This is a genomic window from Streptomyces sp. NPDC008092 (assembly GCF_042957285.1).
In the GTDB taxonomy this organism is placed as follows: domain Bacteria; phylum Actinomycetota; class Actinomycetes; order Streptomycetales; family Streptomycetaceae; genus Streptomyces.
Genome location: NZ_JBIBHY010000002.1, coordinates 795,726 through 814,767, shown reverse-complemented (window position 1 = coordinate 814,767; position 19,042 = coordinate 795,726). Strand labels below are relative to the sequence as shown.

General features: G+C 71.4%; 19 protein-coding genes. 7 read left to right on the top strand and 12 right to left on the bottom strand.

The window, feature by feature from the left end; genetic code table 11:
* The first annotated feature begins 153 nt into the window (after positions 1-153).
* Entirely contained in the window at positions 154-822 is a 669-nt protein-coding gene (locus tag ACFZB3_RS08435; RefSeq protein WP_391371661.1) for a response regulator, read from the top strand.
* Positions 819-1,931 (top strand): histidine kinase, encoded by a 1,113-nt coding sequence (locus ACFZB3_RS08430; RefSeq protein WP_391371658.1) that lies wholly within the window; start codon positions 819-821, stop codon positions 1,929-1,931. The genes ACFZB3_RS08435 and ACFZB3_RS08430 overlap by 4 nt, the downstream gene beginning before the upstream one ends.
* Before the next feature lie 120 nt (positions 1,932-2,051).
* Here ACFZB3_RS08430 and ACFZB3_RS08425 read toward each other — a convergent pair whose 3' ends face one another.
* The gene (locus ACFZB3_RS08425) at positions 2,052-3,917 is read right to left on the bottom strand and encodes a hypothetical protein (protein ID WP_391371655.1); all 1,866 of its coding nucleotides are present in this window, start codon (positions 3,915-3,917) and stop codon (positions 2,052-2,054) included.
* 184 nt (positions 3,918-4,101) lie between these two features.
* On the opposite strand from ACFZB3_RS08425, the gene ACFZB3_RS08420 reads away from it, so the two are divergent.
* A complete protein-coding gene (locus ACFZB3_RS08420) occupies positions 4,102-5,379 on the top strand; it encodes a protein kinase (protein ID WP_391372077.1) in 1,278 nt (425 codons plus the stop codon).
* A gap of 53 nt (positions 5,380-5,432) precedes the next feature.
* On the opposite strand, the gene ACFZB3_RS08415 is transcribed toward ACFZB3_RS08420, so the two are convergent.
* Positions 5,433-6,368 (bottom strand): ion transporter, encoded by a 936-nt coding sequence (locus ACFZB3_RS08415; RefSeq protein WP_391371652.1) that lies wholly within the window; start codon positions 6,366-6,368, stop codon positions 5,433-5,435.
* A gap of 129 nt (positions 6,369-6,497) precedes the next feature.
* Between ACFZB3_RS08415 and ACFZB3_RS08410 the strand changes: the two genes are divergently transcribed.
* Positions 6,498-6,728, top strand: coding sequence for a twin-arginine translocase TatA/TatE family subunit (locus ACFZB3_RS08410; RefSeq protein WP_391371649.1), 231 nt, complete (start codon positions 6,498-6,500; stop codon positions 6,726-6,728).
* Positions 6,729-6,816: 88 nt separating this feature from the next.
* Here ACFZB3_RS08410 and ACFZB3_RS08405 read toward each other — a convergent pair whose 3' ends face one another.
* The 3 genes from ACFZB3_RS08405 to ACFZB3_RS08395 form a co-directional block, all read right to left on the bottom strand.
* Positions 6,817-7,830: a CNNM domain-containing protein gene (locus tag ACFZB3_RS08405; RefSeq protein WP_391371646.1), complete on the bottom strand. Its 1,014-nt coding sequence runs from the start codon at positions 7,828-7,830 to the stop codon at positions 6,817-6,819.
* Positions 7,827-9,215 (bottom strand): CNNM domain-containing protein, encoded by a 1,389-nt coding sequence (locus tag ACFZB3_RS08400; RefSeq protein ID WP_391371644.1) that lies wholly within the window; start codon positions 9,213-9,215, stop codon positions 7,827-7,829. Before ACFZB3_RS08400 ends, ACFZB3_RS08405 begins: the two co-directional genes overlap by 4 nt.
* Positions 9,216-9,436: 221 nt before the next feature.
* Entirely contained in the window at positions 9,437-10,012 is a 576-nt protein-coding gene (locus ACFZB3_RS08395) for a TerD family protein (protein WP_391371641.1), read from the bottom strand.
* Positions 10,013-10,320: 308 nt separating this feature from the next.
* Between ACFZB3_RS08395 and ACFZB3_RS08390 the strand changes: the two genes are divergently transcribed.
* Positions 10,321-10,551 (top strand): hypothetical protein, encoded by a 231-nt coding sequence (locus ACFZB3_RS08390; protein WP_391371638.1) that lies wholly within the window; start codon positions 10,321-10,323, stop codon positions 10,549-10,551.
* A 20-nt stretch (positions 10,552-10,571) separates the two neighbouring features.
* Here the strand turns inward: ACFZB3_RS08390 and tatA are convergent, their stop codons facing one another.
* From tatA to ACFZB3_RS08365, 5 genes are all read right to left on the bottom strand, one after another.
* A complete protein-coding gene (gene tatA, locus ACFZB3_RS08385) occupies positions 10,572-10,859 on the bottom strand; it encodes a Sec-independent protein translocase subunit TatA (RefSeq protein ID WP_391371635.1) in 288 nt (95 codons plus the stop codon).
* Positions 10,860-11,036: 177 nt separating this feature from the next.
* On the bottom strand, positions 11,037-12,740 hold the full coding sequence (locus ACFZB3_RS08380; RefSeq protein ID WP_391371632.1) for an LCP family protein: 1,704 nt from the start codon (positions 12,738-12,740) through the stop codon (positions 11,037-11,039).
* Positions 12,741-12,868: 128 nt separating this feature from the next.
* A complete protein-coding gene (locus tag ACFZB3_RS08375) occupies positions 12,869-13,165 on the bottom strand; it encodes a hypothetical protein (protein WP_391371629.1) in 297 nt (98 codons plus the stop codon).
* Between the two features lie 166 nt (positions 13,166-13,331).
* Positions 13,332-16,025: a magnesium-translocating P-type ATPase gene (mgtA, locus tag ACFZB3_RS08370; protein WP_391371626.1), complete on the bottom strand. Its 2,694-nt coding sequence runs from the start codon at positions 16,023-16,025 to the stop codon at positions 13,332-13,334.
* Complete coding sequence (locus tag ACFZB3_RS08365; RefSeq protein WP_391371623.1) at positions 16,018-16,380, bottom strand: metalloregulator ArsR/SmtB family transcription factor; 363 nt, start codon at positions 16,378-16,380, stop codon at positions 16,018-16,020. The genes mgtA and ACFZB3_RS08365 overlap by 8 nt, the downstream gene beginning before the upstream one ends.
* Before the next feature lie 473 nt (positions 16,381-16,853).
* Here ACFZB3_RS08365 and ACFZB3_RS08360 point away from each other — a divergent pair, with 473 nt between their 5' ends.
* Positions 16,854-17,120: a GlsB/YeaQ/YmgE family stress response membrane protein gene (locus tag ACFZB3_RS08360; RefSeq protein WP_391371620.1), complete on the top strand. Its 267-nt coding sequence runs from the start codon at positions 16,854-16,856 to the stop codon at positions 17,118-17,120.
* A gap of 19 nt (positions 17,121-17,139) precedes the next feature.
* On the opposite strand, the gene ACFZB3_RS08355 is transcribed toward ACFZB3_RS08360, so the two are convergent.
* Both ACFZB3_RS08355 and ACFZB3_RS08350 read right to left on the bottom strand, forming a co-directional pair.
* Positions 17,140-17,724 carry a TerD family protein gene (locus ACFZB3_RS08355; RefSeq protein ID WP_391371618.1) on the bottom strand — a complete coding sequence of 195 codons (585 nt, stop codon included), beginning with the start codon at positions 17,722-17,724 and terminating at the stop codon, positions 17,140-17,142.
* Between the two features lie 109 nt (positions 17,725-17,833).
* Complete coding sequence (locus tag ACFZB3_RS08350; protein WP_391371616.1) at positions 17,834-18,409, bottom strand: TerD family protein; 576 nt, start codon at positions 18,407-18,409, stop codon at positions 17,834-17,836.
* A 232-nt stretch (positions 18,410-18,641) separates the two neighbouring features.
* Between ACFZB3_RS08350 and ACFZB3_RS08345 the strand changes: the two genes are divergently transcribed.
* Entirely contained in the window at positions 18,642-19,031 is a 390-nt protein-coding gene (locus ACFZB3_RS08345; protein WP_391371614.1) for a BlaI/MecI/CopY family transcriptional regulator, read from the top strand.
* Positions 19,032-19,042 lie beyond the last annotated feature (11 nt).

Genomic DNA, 19,042 nt, shown 5'->3' with positions numbered 1-19,042 from the left:
AGCCACCCGAGTCATCCGGTCGGATTTCCGGAAGTACCCCGCCGACCGGCTGATGTCACCCCCGCCAACCGGCGGGAATCGCGGACCATCCGGCGACGGAAGGCTCCCTGGTGGTACGGATTCGCTGCTGGGCATGCGACGAGCGGAGCACACGTGATCCGGGTCCTGGTGGTCGACGACGAAGCCCTGGTACGGATGGGCTTCTCACACATTCTCGACGCGGCGGACGGCATCGAGGTGGTGGCTGCGGTGGAGGGCGGCGAGGCCGTCAGGTCCGTGCGGGAGCTGGCACCCGACGTCGTGCTGCTGGACATCCGGATGCCGGACGTCGACGGGCTCACCGTCCTGGCCGAGCTCCGCCGCATGCAGAACCCTCCGGTGATCGCCATGCTCACCACTTTCGACACCGACGAATACGTGGCGACCGCGCTGCGCTCGGGCGCCGCCGGGTTCCTCCTCAAGGACACCGACCCCGAGCAGCTTCCCCATCTCGTCCGCACGCTGGCCGAAGGCAGCCCTGCCCTCTCGTCCAGGATCACCCGAACGGTGGTGGACGGCTTCCTCGACGCCGGCGGGCGTGACCCCTCCGCCGTACGCCTCGCCGGTCGGCTGACGGGACGCGAGCACGCCGTCCTCGTGCTCATGGCCGAGGGGCTGGCCAACAACGACATCGGCGAACGGCTCCATCTCAGCACCGGCACCGTGAAAGGCCACGTCAGCGCGGTACTCGGCAAGCTGGAAGTCAGCAGTCGCGTCCAGGCCGCGTTGATCGCCGAGCGCGCGGGCCTCCTGGCCCCGGCGGACGGCGAGGACGCCGGATGACTGCCCGCAAGACGTCAGTGGTGCTCCTGGACCTCGTGCTCGTCGCGATCGCGCTGGCGGACACACGGGCGCATGTCGACAGCGGGGACCGGCCGGCGGTGGCCCTGGCGCTGGTGGCCGCCGGAGCGCTCACGCTGCGCCGCCGGTTCCCCTTGCCGGCCTTCGTCCTCACGCTCCCCGCCGCCCTGGTCTCCGACGCGATGTTCGCCATCACGATCGCGTTGTACACGCTCGCCTCGCTCAGCCGCCATCGCCTCCTGCTGGCCGGCTGCGCGCTGCTCTTCACCGTCGCCGACTACCTCGCCTGGCCACCGTGGTCGTCCCTGCAGTCCACCCAACTCACCGAGGCGAACGGCCTCCTGCACCTCACGTACACCCTGGCCACCGCGGCCGCCCCCGTCTTCCTGGGCCAGCTCGTGCAGGCCCGGCGCGACCTGTCCCTCAGGCTCGCCGAGATCTCCGAGGCCCGCGAGTACGAACGGCTGCTGACCACGCAGAGCGTCCTCGCGAAGGAGCGCGCGCAGCTCGCCCGGGAGATGCACGACGTGGTCTCCCACCAGGTCAGTCTCATCGCCGTCCAGGCCGGAGCACTCCAGGTGGCAGGCGGCGACGACGAGACCAGACGAGCCGCGGCCGCCATCCGGCAGCTCAGCGTGCAGACCCTCGACGAACTGAGGCACATGGTGAGCGTGCTGCGCGCCTCCGGCAGCAGCCCCACCGAACTCACCCCGCAGCCCTCCCTCGCCGACCTGCAACGGCTGGTCGACACCAGCTGCATCGACGCGAAACTCGTGACGGACCTGCCGGAGGACCTCCCGCCCACCCTGCAACGTGCCGTCTACCGCACCGTGCAGGAAGCCCTCACCAACGTCCGCAAACACGCCCCCGGTGCCGCGGCCGCCATCCACATCCACCTCCGGGGCGGCACGCTCCGCACCACCGTCACCAACACCGCCCCCGCCCACCTCCCGCTCGCGCTGCCCAGCGCCCACCACGGCCTCGCCGGGCTGCGCCAGCGCGCGGAACTCCTCGGCGGCACGGTCACCTCCGGCCCCACACCCGACGGCGGCTACGAACTTCACCTGGATCTGCCGACCGAGCCGCGTTGAATCCCGACCAGGCGCGCCTTGGCGTTGCCGTCGGCCGACAGGCGTCGGCAGGCAGCCGTCGGCCGGCGCCCCCGGCCGGCCGTCCCCTCGTCTTCCTGTTCCCGACGGATCTCCCCTCAGTCAGGCCCACATCGCCGCGAGTGCGGTGAGGCCGAGCAGCACGAACAGGAAGGGAGCCAGCGGCCGTCCGTGATCGCCCGGTCGGCTGGGCACGGCGGGACGCAGTTCCGGGTGGCTGTGCAGGGCAGCGACCTCCTCGGCCATGCGGAGGTACGACGGCCGGATGCGCAGCCGCCGTTCTCCGGCCGGCCAGCCGAGCACGGTCAGCTGCCAGACGGTCCCGTCCGACAGCCGGATCTCGACGTTCCCTTCATCCGTGTACGCGACCGATCGCAGCCGCTCCCACGGCACGTGCCGTACCTTCCAGGCTCCGGCCAGCCACAGACCCCTGCTGTCGGCGGTGGCTCTCCAGTTGAGCAGCGTGGCTGCCGGGCCGGTCAACGACAGCAGTCCCAGCAGCGGGGGGAGGGACCAGCTGAACCCTTCCGTCGACAGCAGCCTGACGAAGAACCAGACGCCGGCCGCGGCACCCGCCGTGAACATCAGGCCGACCGTCCGGGCCGCCGCACCCGGGCCCCAGTGCATCGGCAGCCCGGTGGGGTCGAGGGTCCCGGCAACCCCGTCCGCACGGTCCGTACGGTCACGGAGCCGAGACTCCGCCCGGTCCGATGACGCCCGCCTGATCGCGGCGGCCTTGGACACCGGGTCCCCGTCCGGCCGTGGCAGACGGACCGGCGCGATCGTTCGTATCACCAGCGGCTTCGCTTCCTCGTCCGTCGTGACGAGGACCAGCTCGCCCCCTTCGTACGGGGCGCCGAACATCACGGCTTCCCGCAATCGCTCGTCCTCGACGAGGAACTCCTCGTCGTCGACCACCTCAAGGTCCACTCCGCCGGACGGCTCCGCGTCCGCAAGCACCGGCACGCACTGGCACTCCAGCAGCGGGGTACGGCCCGCGGTGTCGTCGGCCGCATAGACCCAGGTGCCGAAGTCACGGACCGAGCACTCCAGGACGCGCAGCACCGGCACCGGTGCGCGACGCAGCGCCCCGGCACGCCGACGGGCCAGAGCACCCGCGGTGAGCAGCGAAAGGCCCGGCAGCACGGCTGCCAGGGTCAGCACCTGCCAGCCGAAGGCGTCGTACGGCTCGGCGGCGAGCCGTCGCCACGTTCCGTCCTCCAGGACGATCATCGTGCTGCCGGTCCCGTAGTCCTCCGGGTAGGCCGAGCCGACGGTGATGTGACGTGCGTCGGCCGTGCGGAGGCGCAGGGACTCGTCTCCGTGGCCGATCACTCGGGCGGTGACACGTACGGCGCGGGCCGCGTGGTCCTCGTCCTCATGGATGCCGCTGAGCCCCATGGCCACGAACCCTGCGGCCGCGACGCCCAGGACCAGCGCGGCAACGAGGGGGACCGTCCCTCGTACCAGCGGACCGACGGGTTCGGGCAGCCGGTACGGTCTGCCCGAGCTCCGCTCGGCAAGTCGCCGCTGCCGGCGCCGCACGGCCAGCCGGGCCCGAGCCGCGGCCCAGCCGAAGGCCAGGGCCGCGATGACAGCGATGTTCGCGGCCCTGGAGACCCAGCCGGCGCCCGGCAGCTCCACCCACGCCACGATGACCGCGAGGGCAGGCGCGGTGACAAGGACCACTTCCGGCAGTTTGGCCAGCCAGAGCAACAGGCCGAGGGCCAGACCCGTCTGGATCATGCCCTCCCAGTCCGGACCGCAAGGGGCCACCGCGCTGCACGGCGGCTCCGGCTCCACCGCGATCGCCCAGACCACGGTCAGGATCAGGGCCAGAACGGACCACTTCGGACGCGCCCAGGCCCCGGGCCGGAGCCTCGCCCACGGCTCGGTATCGGCGGACAGCCAGGCAGGCGCACCTGCGGGTACGGATCCCGAAGGTATCGGGACAGGGGTCTCGGACACGCGAGGATTATGCTGCAGGCCCCGGTACCCCGGTCGGCCCGGTCCCGGAGCCCCGCTCGTGACTGATCGCCGTCCGCCCGCCAGTAGAGTGAGGAAGCTGCGGCGTCCCACCAACACCCGTTCCCCCAGCGGGACATGGCCGACCGCGGTCGAGTCGTCTCTATGAGTGAGGATGAAGCAACAGGTGCTGATAGCGGGCCGGTACCGGCTGGAGACCGCCATCGGGCGAGGCGCGATGGGAGAGGTCTGGCGGGCGTACGACGAGATGCTCGGCAGGCCGGTGGCGGTCAAGCTCCTGCTCGCCCAGCACACCGACCCCACCGCCGCCGCCCGCTTCCGGCTGGAGGCCCAGACCGCGGGCCGGCTCCGGCACCCGAACGTGGTCGGTGTCGTCGACTTCGGCGAACAGGAGGGCCGGCTGTTCCTGGTGATGGAGCTGGTCGAGGGCGACAGCCTGCACCGCGTGCTCGCCCAGGCGGGATACCTGTCGGCCGAGCAGGTCGCCCGCATCGCCGCCCAGGCGGCCGCCGGGCTCGCCGTCGCGCACGAGCAGGGCGTCGTGCACCGGGACATCAAACCCGGCAACCTCCTCCTCGACGCCGCCGGGTCCGTGAAGATCGGTGACTTCGGTATTGCCCGCTTCATGGACGACCCGGGTGGCGGACTCACCGCGACCGGTCAGATCGTCGGCACCAGCCTCTACATCGCCCCCGAGCGCGCCCTGGGTCAGCCCGCGGGACCACCGTCCGACGTCTACTCGCTCGGCTGCGTGCTCTACCAGCTCCTCACCGGGCAGGTGCCGTTCAACGCCGACAGCGCCATCGCTGTCCTCCACCACCATCTCGACACGCCCCCCGTCCCACCACGCGAGCTGGGCATCGGGCTGCCGCCCGCCTTCGAGAACTACCTGCTCGGTCTCCTCGCCAAGCGGCCCGAGGACCGCCCCACGGCGCGCCAGACGGCCGAATGGTTCGCCGCGGGCTCCTGGAGGGGACACCCCGAGCCCCTCCCGGCAGCCGCGCCCCGCCCCGTGCCGGAGCCGCGTACGCCCGCGCCCTCCGGGGCGTGGCCCGAGACGGGTCTGCCCCCGGGCTCCGTCACCACCTATGCCTTCCCGACCGCCGCCGACAGCGGTCCGGCCCACGGGGCCCGGCGCCGCCAGCGGACGGGAGGCCGCACCCCCTCCAAACGCCGGTCAAGGACGGTGAGTGCCGTCGCCGCCGTGGTGATCTTCCTCGGGGCGCTGCTGCTCGGCATCGCGTGGTTCTCCCCCGACCACAGCTCGGCCGACACACCACCGCCGGACCAGCCGCACAGCACGAGCCCGGCCCCGGCCACGGCCTCGGCGCTGAACCCGCCGCCGACCGGTGGCAAGGAGCCCCGGACCGGCAAGGACGACGGCCCGGACAAACAACCGGACACCCCGAAGGGGAAGAACAAGCAGAGCGACGCCAAGGACTGAACCCGCGTCACGACACCCGCCGAGAGCCCGGCAGCCGGAAGGAAGCCGGCGACTCAGGACCGGAATGACATCGGCGCGGCCTCGGCGTCCGCGGAGCCGCTCGCTGTCGTCGCGTTCTGCAGGAGATCGCGTTCGAGGTCGTCCAGCGCTCGCCGGGCCGCGGTGATCCGCGTGAGCAGCAGACGGCGGTCCTCCGCTCCGGGGGCCGGGTACGGCGGCTCCTCCGTCGCCCCGTCCTGCTCCATCTGCCGGGCCTCGTCGAGGGACGTGATGACCACGCCGATCAGGACGTTGACGAGGACGAAGGAGGCGATCAGGACGTAGGAGGCGTAGTAGGCGAGGCTCCAGCGGGAGATCTCCAGGCCGGCGTGGACCGCGTCGCCTATGCCGTCGAGGGTCATGAGGAGGAAGAGGGTGAGGACCGCGCGGCCGATGGAGCCGTAGTGCTCGGGGTCGTGGCGGCCGAAGAAGACCCAGCCGACCATGGCGTACACGTACAGCAGCAGCGCGCCCACCAGCAGAAAGCTGAGTGTGCCGGGGAGGCTGCGGGCGACGGCGGTCAGCACGATCCGCAGCTGCGGCAGGAAGCGGGCGGTGCGCAGCACCCGGGCCAGCCGCAGCAGGCGCAGCACGGTGGTGTTCTCGCGGACGAGCGGCAGGAAGGCGCACAGGACCACGGCGAGGTCGAAGAGGTTCCACGGGTCCCTGAAGAAGTCCCGGGGGCGGTCGGCGTGCGCGCCCAGGCGCAGCAGGATCTCGGCGGTGAACACGGCCAGGCAGCCGTGCTCGGCCAGTCGTAACCAGCGGTGCCACTCCTCGACCAGTCCGGAGTAGGTCTCCAGGCCCAGCAGCGCCGCGTTCAGGAGGATCACGACGAAGACGGTCAGGGCGAACCAGCGGGCCTCCGTCACACCGCGGCAGCGGTGCGCCAGTTCCTGCCGGGCCGACCGGGGGTGCGTCTCGGTCGTCTGGTCTTGCTGCTCCGGCATCGTGCTGCCTCTGCTCCTCGGCTCGTACGGCGTTTCCGGCCAACCCGGCTGGACGGCGGACTTGCTGAGTGATCGCCTTCCAGGGAAACTTCTACAGCACTGTAGATCGAAATGCGGAGGGCAGTCCTGATGTTCGGCTTGAGCGAGCTGGCCCTGATCCTCGTCGTCGTCATCGTGGTCCTCGGCATCAAAAGACTGCCTGAGCTGACGCGTTCGGCGGGCAAGGCGGCCCGGATCTTCAAGAGCGAGGCCAAGGCGCTCAAGGAACAGGACGCGTCGGGTGCGGGTGCGACGGCGGCCGGTTCCGGCGCAGTGGTCTCCGGCACCGTGGTCGATCGGGACGACACGCCCCGGTCCTGAGGTACGAGTCGCACGTGGCGCAGCGCCTGCACCGGCCCTGATCGGGCGCCCCTGACAGGCCGGGGCGCCCGATCGGAGGCCGTCGCCGCTATGCGGGCTGCAGGAAGCGGGACAGCAGGTCGTCCAGGGTGACCATGCCGGTGAGCCGGCCCGCCCCATCACGGACCACGGCGAGCGAGGCGCGGTGCCTGCGCAGGACGTCGATCGCCTCGCCGACCGTGGTGTCCGTGCCCAGTTCGGGCACCGGGCGGGCCAGGTGGCGGGCGCTGGTGGTGCGCCCCTGGGCCCGCGCGACCAGGGCGTCGCGGGCGTGGACGGAGCCGAGGACGGTGCCGTTCTCGCGGACGAGCAGGCGGGTACGGTCGGAACCGGCCGCCTCCCGCAGGATCTCCTCCAGGTCTGCCCCGCCGTCGACCGAGGTGATGGCGGCCGCCGGGATCTGCAGGTCGCCCACCGGGGTTTCCGGCTCGGTCAGCGAGCGGGTGAGCAGGTCCGAGTCGGTCTCGCTGATCAGACCCAGCCGCTCGGACTCCGCCACCAGATGCGTGAGCTGTTCCCGGTTGTGGACCGAGGCGAGTTCGTCGCGCGGGGCGACCCGGCAGAGCCGTACCAGGGCGTTGCTCAGCCGGTTCAGCGCCGCGAGCACCGGGCGTACGGCCTTCACCACGCCCCGGAAGGGCGGGGCGAGCAGCATCGCCGAGCGCTCGGGGTGGGCGATGGCCCAGGACTTGGGTGCCATCTCGCCGACCACCATGTGGAGGAACACCACCACGATCATCGCCACGGCGAACGCGACGCCGTAGCTGAGCGCGCTGGGCAGACCCAACTTGTGCAGCAGCGGATCCAGTTCGTGGGAGATGGCGGGCTTGGACACCGAACCCAGGCCCAGGGTGCAGACGGTGATGCCGAGCTGGGCACCCGCGAGCATCAGGGACAGCTCGCGTATCCCGGCCAGTGCGGCCTTCGCGCCACTGTGCCCCTCGGCCGCGGCCTTCTCGATCCGGTGCCGTTTGGCGGCGACCAGCGCGAACTCGGCCGCGACGAAGAAGCCGCTGCCGACCAGCAGCAGCACGGTGACGAACAGCGCCATGGGGAAGCTCACGGCTGTCTCTCCTCACGCACGCCGCCGAAGGCGGTGCCCGGCTCGGAAGGCCCGGAAGGCTCAGGCGGTTCAGGCACCCGTCGCAGCCCCACCCTGTCGGGCACGTGACGGTCGAGAGCCCGTACGTCCAGGGTGACCCGGCCGCCGTCGGCCGCCTCGACGGTGACCCGGTCGCCGATGGCGGGGAAACGGCCGAGCCGGTCCACGATCAGGCCGGCCACCGTGTCGTAGTCGTCCTCCTCCGGCAGCTCGATGCCGGTGGCCTCGGCGATCTCGTCCACGCGGCGGCCCGCGTCCAGGAGCCAGCCGTCCCCGTCGGCCACGGCGGGTTCGGTCACCGTGTCGGTCTCGTCGGCGATGTCCCCGACCAGTTCCTCGGCGATGTCCTCGTAGGTCACGACACCGGCGACGCCGCCGTGTTCGTCCAGGACGACGGCGAACTCGTCGTCCCACGCCCGCATCTGCTCCACGGCGTCGGGCAGCGGGAGCGTGTCGGGCAACAGCAGGGGGCGCCGGGCGAGGACTCCGGCGGTGGTGCCCGGGAACCGGTCAGCGGGCACCCCGATCAGGTCCCGTACACCGAGTACGCCCGAGACGTCGTCGGGGTGGTCGCCCAGCACCGGGTAGTTGGAGTGGCCGTGCCTGCCGATCAGGGCGACCGCCTCGGCGGCGGAGGCGTCCTTGCGGACGAAGACGGCGTCCGCGCGCGGCACCATCACCTCGTCCAGGGTGCGCTCGGAGAACTCCAGGGCGTGGTCGAGGAGTTCGGCCGTGCCCTTGGGCAGTTCACCCTGCTCGTGGGACTCGCCGATGAGCTGGCTCAGCTCCTCCAGGGTGGCGCCGTGGTGCAGTTCCTCGACGGGTTCGATGCCGACCTTGCGCAGCAGTCTGTTCGCCGCCGCGTCGAAGATGTGCACCACCGGGCCCACGACCTTGAGGTACGCCAGCGTGGAGCCGGCCAGCGCCCTCGCCAGCCGCTCGGGCACGGCGATGGCGAGGTTCTTCGGCGCCAGCTCGCCCAGCACCATCTGCACCACCGTGGCGCCGACGAAGGCGAGGACCACGGAGAGGCCGCTGACGGCCGCGTCCGGGACGCCGAGGCCGGACAGGGCCGGCCGGAGCAGCGCGGAGACCGACGGCTCGGCGACGAAGCCGACGACCAGGCCGGTGACGGTGATGCCGAGCTGGGCACCGGAGAGCATGAACGACAGCCGCTCCAGGACCTTCAGCGCGCGGGCCGCCTTCTTGTCCCCGGCCTCGGCCTCACGGGCGAGGGCGAGCCGGTCGGCCGAGACATAGGCGAACTCCTGGGCGACGAAGTAGCCGGTGGCGGCGGTCAGCAGGAACACGGCCAGCACACCGAACAGGGCACTCGTGGCACTCAACGAACACCACCCCGCCACGTGCCGTGGTCAGGAAAGTCCTGGCGGGATGGTCGGGGACTGTGCCCCGAAGGGTCCGAGTGGTCTGGGAGGTCCGTCGGTCTGGCGGACAAAGCTGGTATTCCTCCGATTGCTGTCGACAGGGGTGAGACTCCGGAACAGATAGTTCCGTTCCTGTACACGTACCCGGCCGCACGCGTTCACGACCACGCCCGGGCCTGCCTTCAGACGTTGACGCCGAAGTCCTGTGCGATGCCGCGCAGACCGGAGGCGTAGCCCTGGCCGACCGCGCGGAACTTCCACTCGCCGCCGTGGCGGTACAGCTCGCCGAAGACCATCGCCGTCTCCGACGAGGCGTCCTCGGAGAGGTCGTAGCGTGCGATCTCCTGACCGCCGGCCTGGTTGACGACCCGGATGAAGGCGTTGCGGACCTGCCCGAAGCTCTGCCCCCGGGTGTCCGCGTCGTGGATCGACACCGGGAACACGATCTTCGCGATCTCGGCCGGCACGGCGGCGAGGTTCACCTTGATGGACTCGTCGTCGCCCTCGCCCTCACCCGTGAGGTTGTCGCCGGTGTGCTCGACCGAACCGTCCGGGCTGGTCAGGTTGTTGTAGAAGACGAAGTGCCGGTCGGAGACGACCTTGCCCGAGGCGTCCAGAAGCAACGCGGAGGCGTCCAGGTCGTAGTCCGCGCCGGTGGTGGTACGCACGTCCCAGCCGAGACCGACCAGCACCGCGCTCAGACCCGGCGCCTCCTTGCTCAGCGAGACATTGCCACCCTTGCCCAGGGAAACACCCACGGCTCTTCCTCCGTTGTGGACTGTACGTACCGTCACTGAGTCCCAACGCGAACCCCGCCTCCGCGGTTCCCATACTTGCGCAACCTCTAAAGTATTGAGGTCGCAGGAGTCCCAGGACTTCGAACTCCAGGACCTGCACCCGAAGACCTTTCTGAGCAAACACGTCCCCGACGGTGTCCCTGACGAAGTCCGAGGCCCCGGGGCGGCGGCCCGCCCGGCGTTCGACACGGACGCCGCCTGAGCCGCCGTGCCGCCACGCAGGTCTCGCGATTCGGTTGACCAGTTGCGCAATGTTTAAACTGTTCGCCGTGGAGACGAGTCCAGTGGCGGGGTGGGAAACGGCTGTCCTCAGCGGGGGGCCGGCCGACGGGTTGCGGCTACGGGTCGCCGACCGGCCGTGGGTGATCCAGGTGACCCATCCGTGCGAGATGACGGAACGGCCGGACGGGATGCGCGCAGAGGCGCTGTACATCTACCGGCGCGACTCGGGCGTGACGACCGAGCCGTTGCGGTACGGCTTCGACATAGCGAGCCCCTGACCCAGGCATCGCGCGGGACGTCAGCGCGCGACCGAGTCCTCGGAGACCGTACGAGCCGAGGTCGTGTCCCCCGGAGCGGCCTGGACGAGCTTCACGGCCGACGGCTCGGCCGTCTCGCCGGCGGAGGCGGTCGAGGCGGTTGCCTGTGGGCCGTCGTCGTCCTTCATCGCCTTGGCCTCACTCTTCAGGATGCGCATCGACCTGCCCAGCCCGCGGGCGGCCTCGGGCAGCTTCTTCGACCCGAACAGCAGGATGATGATGATCGCGACGACCAGCAGGTGCCAGGGTTCCAGTCCGTTGCGGAGCATCCCGCCCACCCCTCTCCGTGTCGGGCAGCAGCGCGAGCCGGACAGACCGCACCCGCCACCATGATTGCTACGTTGCGCAACTGTACAACCCTGAGGTAAGAACGGTCGCTTCGACTTACGGGGTGCCGGGTGCCGCTCCCCACACGGTCCGCGACCTGGTCGCGACTCCCGTGGCGTTCACTCGTCGGAGTCGGGCTTGCTGGTCGCCGCCGCGTACGCCTGGGCCGGAGTCATCGCGACCCCGTTGAGGCTGACCGTCTTGTAGGGACTGACCTTGGCGCAGGTCTTGGTGTCGTCGGCGGTGGACGCGTTGGCGTTGGTGGTGGCGGCCTTGGCGTCGGCGGAGGCGGACGGGTAGGTGGTGCCGGTCGTCCAGTCGCTGCCGATGACCAGCGTCAGGCCGGTGCCGGTGCCCGACTTGATGTGCGAGCCGGGCAGGTCGAGGGCCTTGGCGACGGTCTGCGCCTCGGCCTTGTCGCCGCTGCCGTAGGTCAGGGTGGTCGTGGTCGCCGAACTCGGGGCGTTGCCCGTGGTCGTACCGGAGCTGAAGCCGTGGTTGACGAGCGCCGTCGCGATCGCGGAGGCGCGGCCCGTGACGGTGGTGCCGTTCTCGACGGTCACGGCGATCTCGGACGCCGGCACGGTCGCCGTGGCCGTCGGCTCGGCACTCGCGGTCGCCGAGGCCGCCGACGACTTCTTACCCGAACCGGTGGTCAGCGACTGGTCGTCGGCGATGGTGGCGAAGAGCTCCTTGGCTCCGGTGCCGACGACCACCCGGTTGCTGTTCTCCGGATCGGGCGCCGTCTGCATGGTGGTGAACGTCATCCGCTTGGCAGGGACCTTGTTCAGGTCCGCCGCCAGCCCGACCAGCTTCGCGACGCTGCCGAGGCCGTCGTCCACGGTCAGCGCCTTGGTGGCGGCGTCGGCGAGGCTGTAGACCGCGGTGGGGTCGGTGAGGGTGCCCGCGCTCTTGAACTTGCGGATCATCGCGCTGAGGAAGATGTGCTGGGAGACGGTACGGCCGAGGTCGCTGCCGTCGCCGAAGCCGTGCCGGGAACGGACGAACTCCAGGGCGGCCTCGCCCTTGAGGGTGTGGGTGCCCTTGGACAGCTTGAGGTGCGAGTAGGTGTCGTACACGTTGGAGCTGACGCACACCGAGACCCCGCCGACCGCGTCGGACATCTTCACCACGCCGGAGAAGTCCAGCTTGACGAAGTGGTCGATGGGGATGCCGGTGAACTGGTGGACGGTGGCGACCTGGCAGGCCGGCCCGTACTGGAGAGCGCTGTTGACCTGACCGTAGTAGCCCGGCGTGGACGTGTTGTTGTCGGTGTCCTTGCAGGCAGGGACGTCGACCATGGTGTCGCGGGGGATGCTCATGACCGTGGCGTTGGAACGGTCGGCGGATATGTGGACGACCATCTCCACATCCGCGTTGCCGTACCCGCTCTGGACGCCGGTCTGGGAACAGCCGCCGCCGAGCTTGCAGTCGGTCGTGCTGGTACGGGCGTCCGAGCCCATCACCAGGATGTTGATCGGCGTGCGGCCGAACGCGTCGGCCTTCTCGGTGCCGCCCTTGCCGTCGAGGGAGACGCTGTTGATGTTGCCGTTGAGGTGCTGGTAGAACCACCAGCCCGCGCCCGCGGTGACCACGATCAGCAGGGACACGCAGATCCCGGCGATCTTCAGGAAGCGTCGGCCCCGGCCCGCCGGCCTGGCCCGCCGGGAGTTTCTTCCGCCCCGGGATCCGGCCGCCTGCCGGGCAGCGGCCCGCCCGCCCGTCGGGCGCGTCTCGTCCGCGGCAGCCGTACGCTGCCCGGGTACCCGGTCGGTACGACTGTGCGTGGCCTGCCCGACCGGGCCGCCCCAAGGGTCGCTCATCTCCCACTCCCACGAAGAAACGGTCGGGCACCGGGGTGCGTGGCTGCGAAATCTAACAAAGCCATGGCCCGAGCAGCACAGATCCTCATGCAACTCACAGCCGGAGATCTCTCACACTCCCGGGAGCCTCAGCCCCCGGTCCGCCCGTACCGGGCGATGATCCAGGCAGCCCCGTGCTCGGCCAGCACCCGTCGCCGCCCTCGCCGCGAACGCCGTACGCCGACGGTCGGGGACGGCTCCCGGGACGGCGCCTCCGCCAGTGCGGCGAGCCGGCGTGCGGCGCGGGCCAGGTCCGTCTCCAGTCGCCGACGGCCTTCCGGGGTACCCGCCCTCAGTAACGCCGTGTAGAGCCCCTCGACCTCGGCCATGGCGGCACCGATCCGCAGGTTCGCTTCGCGCGCACTGCGGCTGTCCCCACGTGGCATGGCTGTTCACCCTCCCCCGACGCCGGGACCGTTCCCGGCGCTTCCATTATTGCGCAATGCAGCAAGTGAATTCAGCCGTCACGTCAGCCACCGCCACCCTCCTTGGACGCCTCGTCGCAGAGGATCGGGGGCCGAGACTCCCGTGGGACGCCGCCGGGCCCGCCCCTCACGTCGCGGTACCGCTTTCCCCGCGACGCCGTTCGTAGCGCGCTCTGGCGGCCAGGACCGCGGCGGCGTAGAGCGCGAGGACGGCGGCGAGCAGCAGGTAGTACGCCGGAGACAGGGTCGTCAGGCCGAGCGGCGGACCGAGCGGTGAGGGCGGCAGCAGCAGTCCCACCGCGGCCAGCGCGGCCGCGGCCCAGACGACCGAGCCCGGCTTGCGCCCGTGCGCCCACAGGCGGCCTTCGCGCAGCAGCATCATCACCAGGGCCTGGGTGATCAGGTTCTCGGTGAACCAGCCCGAGTGGAAGATGGCCTCGTCGTCCCCGGTCCCGGGCCCGTGCAGGGCAAGGGCGAGGACACCGAAGGTGGCGAGGTCGGCGACCGCGTTGAGCAGTCCGAAACCGCAGATGAAGCGGAGCAGTTCGCGGGGCCTCAGTACGGTCGGGCGGACGAGTACGGAGGGGTGCGGGCGGTCGTGGACGTAGGCCAGCTGGGCGGCGTCGAAGCAGAGGTTCTGGATCAGGACCTGTGACGGAAGCATCGGCAGGTAGGGCAGCAGCAGCCCCGCGGAGAGCATGGCGATCACGTTGCCGAGGTTGGAGGAGAGCGTGATGCGCAGATAGGTCGCGATGTTTCCGCCCGCGTGCCGGCCTGCGGCGATGGCGTGGGCGACGGCGGTGAGGTCCTTCTCGGCGAGCACCACGTCGGCGGCCTCACGGGTCACGTCGGCGGCGCCCCGCGGAGCGATCCCGACATCGGCGGCGCGCACCGCGGGCAGGTCGTTGACCCCGTCCCCGAGGAAGCCGACGGTGTGCCCGGCGCCGCGCAGTGCCTCGGTGATACGGGCCTTGTGTTCCGGGGTACAGCGGGCGAAGACCGTCGTACGGCCGACGAGTTCGGACAGCTCGGTGTCGCTCGCGCCGTCGATGCGGTCGGCGGTGAGCAGTCCGTCCTCGCCGACGGGAAGGCCGAGGTCGCGGCAGGCACGTGCGGCGGTGCCCGGATGGTCGCCGGTGAGGATCCTGACGGTGACCCCCTGGCCGGCCAGAACGGCGAGCGCGTCGGCTGCGGTGGGCGCGAGGGCGTCCCGGAGGGTGACCAGGCCGCGGAAGGAGAGGCCGCGTTCGTCGGCCGGGGTGTACTCCCGGGCGCGGGCGGGGCGTTCGGCGGTGGCGACCGCCAGTACCCGCAGGCCGTCGGCGGCAGCCTCGGCGGCGAGCCGGCGCAGCCGCTCGCGCTCACGCCCGGCCGCGCGCTCGTCCCCGTCGAGCCGGCAGCGTTCGAGGACGGCTTCGACGTCCCCCTTGACGACCAGGGTGTGGCTGCCGAGCCGGCCCGGGGTGCGGATCACGGCGGTGGCCAGCCGGCGCACCGGGTCGAAGGGGACGACCGCCGTCCCGTCGTACGCCGTGAGCGCGTCCTCGTCCGCCGCGTCCAGCAGTGCCTCGTCGAGGGCGTCGGGCTCCGGCAGCTCGGCGAGTTGCAGGGTCCACCAGGCATTGACCGCGGCCCAGTGCAGGACGTCGGGGTCGTCCCGGCCGTCCGGGCCGAGCGCGCCGGCGACGAGCGGCCGGTCCTGGGTGAGGGTGCCGGTCTTGTCCACGCACAGCACGTCCACCGCGCCGATGTCGTGCAGGGCGGGCAGCCGCTTGACGATCACCCCGTGGGCGCGGGCCAGCAGGGCGGCGCCGCGGGACAGGCAGGTGGTGACCAGGACCGGCAGCGTCTCCGGGGTCAGCCCGACCGCCACCGCGACGGCGAACGGCAGCGTCTCCAGACCGCGGCCGCGCAGCGCGGCGTTGCTCATCAGCACCAGCGGCGGGGTGAGCAGCATGAACCGGATCAGGATCCAGGAGACCCCGTGCACGGAACGGTCGAAGGCGCTGTCCCGGTGCCGGTCCGCGCCCCGCGCGTGACCGGCGGCCAGCAGGGTCCGGGCGCCGGTCGCGGTGACGACCGCGGTGGCGCTGCCGGAGGCGATGCTGCTGCCCTGGTAGCAGGACTGCGGCTGCTCGAACCCGTCGGCTCCCGGTGCCCGGTCGTCACCGGCGCGCTTCGGGACCGGCGCGGACTCCCCGGTCAGCGCGGACTGGTGCACGGTCAGCCCGCTCGACCGCAGCAGCCGTACGTCGGCCGGGACCAGGTCGCCCGGCCCCAGGCGCACCACGTCGCCGGGGACCAGTTCGTCCACGGGGACCTCGCGGGCCGTCGGCGAGGCGTCCGCGTCGGCGCGCCGCAGCACGCCGGCGGTGGTGGCGACCAGCTCCCGCAGGGCGGCGGTGGACCGGTCGGCCCGGTGCTCCCCGGACGCCCGCAGCACACAGCTGACCACGACCAGGAGGAGGATCACCGTTGCGGTGCCCCAGGCGAACACGGCCGCCGACACGAGGCCGAGGCAGACGAGCACCGCCGTGAACGGGTCGCGCAGGCTTCGGACGAGCAGCCGGGGCCAGGAGGGTGCGCGCCGTTCCGGCAGCGTGTTCTCGCCCCACCGGGCCAGGCGTTCCTCGGCCTCGGCCTCGGTCAGGCCGCGCGGGCCGCTGTCCAGGGAGCGCAGCACTTCCAGCACAGTGGGCAGGGAGTCGCCCGCCCCGGGTTTCCCAGCGATGTCCGGGGCCCGGCCGGTGCCCCCTGCCGGCCCGGCCCCGCGATCGGGTGTCCCGGCGTCCGGTCCCGAGGCCGCGGTGGCCTCAGACACCGGTCCTGTGCAGTCGGTCCACCGACGCGCCGGCCTGGTGCGAGCGCGCGGTCAGCTGCCCGACCATCACCCGCACCACGGTCACGATGTCGGGGTCGTCGACGTAGTAGATGTGCCTGCGGCCCTCGCGGCGGGAGCGCACCAGCCCGGCGAGCTTGAGTTTGGTCAGGTGCTGGCTGACCGCGGGCAGGGCGCCGCCCACCCGGTCGGCGAGATGCGTGACATCGCTCTCGCCCTGCGCCAGCGCCCACATCAGGTGCAGCCGGGCCGAGGACGCGAGCAGCCCGAACACGGCGGCCGCCTCCGTCAGCACATCGACGGAGGGGTCCTCCAAGCCACCGGCGTTCTCCGCCACAGTCCTCTCCCGTCCCGCCCACGGTCACGGCGCCCGCACACGCGCCGACCCAGTGTAGGGGCCGCGGCCGCGGCCCTGGCGCTGCCGGGACGGCTGTGGCCGGCAGGGAAACCGTTCTCGCGAGGGCTGTCCCGTCAGTCCTCGTAGTGGTTGTTGGCGATCACGTCGGGCTCGTCGTCGTCGAACGCATCGTTCATCAGACCGCCGCCGATCAGGCCGGCGGCGCCGGAGGCGGCGCGGTCTCGCGCAGGACGTCGACGCCGTAGTCCGCGGACCGCCGGCTCGACGACACGGCGCCGCCCTTGGTCAGGGGGCGGTCATGCGCTCCTTCGATTCCGGACTTGCGCAATATCCGAATCAAGCAACAGAACCTCGACGACCGTGCGGCAACCGCGCATAACCCCTCGTCAGGGCACCGAAACCGTCCATACGCTGGCGCGGACGATCAATCCGCACATCTGGAGGACAACACCGTGGGCATCATCGGCTGGATCATTCTCGGCCTGCTCGCCGGAGGGATCGCCAAGGTCCTGCTGCCCGGCCGTGACCCGGGCGGCCTGATCGGCACCACCCTCATCGGCGTCGCGGGCGCCTTCGTGGGCGGCTGGCTCTCCTCCCGCTTCCTCGACCGCCCGGTCGAGAACCACTTCTTCGACCTCTACACCTGGGGCGCGGCCATCGGCGGCTCCCTGGTCCTGCTGATCGGCTACCGAGTGCTGTTCGGCAACTCCCGCGACTGACACCGGACTCCGGTGCCCCTCACAGGTGCCGGACGATGACGGGCAGGAGGTCCTGGAACGTCCGTCCCGTGGCCGGTTCGCCGATGGCCGTCAACTGCCAGCCGCCATCGGCCCGGTGGAGCTTGGCCATGATCTGCGCGGTGTACGTCCCGCCGCCGCTGAGGGTGTAGCGGGCCAGCTCCGCGCCGCTGGTCTCGTCGACCAGCCGGCAGAAGGCGTTCTGTACCTCGGCGAACGTCTGGCCGGTGAACGAGTTGACCGTGAAGACGATCTGGTCGACGTGGTCCGGGACACGGGCGAGGTCCACGAGGACGACCTCGTCGTCGCCTCCGGCTCCGGCTCCACCGGTGAGGTTGTCCCCGAGGTGCCGTACGGACCCGTCGTTACTCGTCAGGTGCTGGAAGAAGACGACATCGGCGAGTTGCGCGTCGGCGAAGAGCAGGGCCGAGGCGTCCAGGTCGATCTCCCGGGGGCCGGCCAGCTTGGCCAGGAACCCCTTGCGCTGCGCGGCCTGCCAGCCGAGCCCCATGCGAACCGCGCTCAGCGCGCCGCCGCCGGACTTGCTCAGGCTGATCCGCTGGCCCTTGCCGAGGTTGACTGACACAGGTCGTCTCGCCTTCTGTCGCTGGTTGGTTCACGGGGACGGCCGGCCCCGGGGGGCCGCGCCGTCTCCGGATGTGCCGCCGACCGTGGGTACGGCGGGTGGCCCTCGGTCAGACGCCGACGCCGAAGTCGGAGGCGATACCGGCAAGGCCGGAGGCGTAGCCCTGGCCGACCGCGCGGAACTTCCACTCCGCGCCGTTGCGGTACAGCTCGCCGAAGACCATGGCCGTCTCGGTGGAGGCGTCCTCGGACAGGTCGTAGCGGGCGAGTTCGGCGCCGCCGGCCTGGTTGACGACCCGGATGAAGGCGTTGCGGACCTGTCCGAAACTCTGCCCCCGGGCATCGGCGTCGTGGATCGAGACCGGGAAGACGACCCGGTCCACCTCGGCCGGTACGGCGGCGAGGTTCACCTTGATGGACTCGTCGTCGCCCTCGCCCTCACCGGTGAGGTTGTCGCCGGTGTGCTCGACCGAACCGTCCGGGCTGCTCAGGTTGTTGTAGAAGACGAAGTGCCGGTCGGAGACGACCTTGCCCGAGGCGTCCAGAAGCAACGCGGAGGCATCCAGGTCGAAGTCGGCACCGGTGGTGGTGCGCACGTCCCAGCCGAGGCCTACCAGCACCGCGGTCAGGCCCGGCGCCTCCTTGCTCAGCGAGACATTGCCGCCCTTGGACAGGGAAACACCCATGTTCATCCCTCCACGCACTGCCATTGATCTGCCGTCGGTCTGCCGTCGACGCGGGTCCGCGCCACGACTCCCGGCTAAAATCTACAACACTGTAGAAGTAAGCGGAGGAACAGCCGCGCGACCCGGCCATGGCCATCCACTCCCTGGCCGCACCGGCAGCGGCCGTCCGCTCTATACGATGTGACGCTCCCCGGCGCGAGGAGCCGAAGCCAGGCAGGAGGGAGAGCCGTCCGTGGGGAAGGCCGATCCGCGCCGCCCGCGCAGAGCGCAGGGCGCGCTGGAGACACGGGTGCTCGCGGCACTCCACGAGGCCGAGGGCGCGGTGACCGCCAGTTGGGTTCAGGACCGGCTGGCCGCCGGCCTCGCGTACACCACCGTGATGACGGTGCTGGCCCGCCTGCTGGCGAAGAACGCTGTGACGCGCCGACGTGAGGGGCGATCGTTCGTGTGGATGCCCGCCGCGGACGAGGCCGGGCTCGCCGCGCTGAGGATGCACCGGGTGCTGGACGGCGAGCACGACCGCAGGGCGGTACTGGCCAGCTTCATCACCACGCTGCCGGAGAACGACGAGCAGCTGCTGCGCGAACTGCTGGCCCAGGCCGGCGACGAGGACGAGGACTAGGACTGGGACCG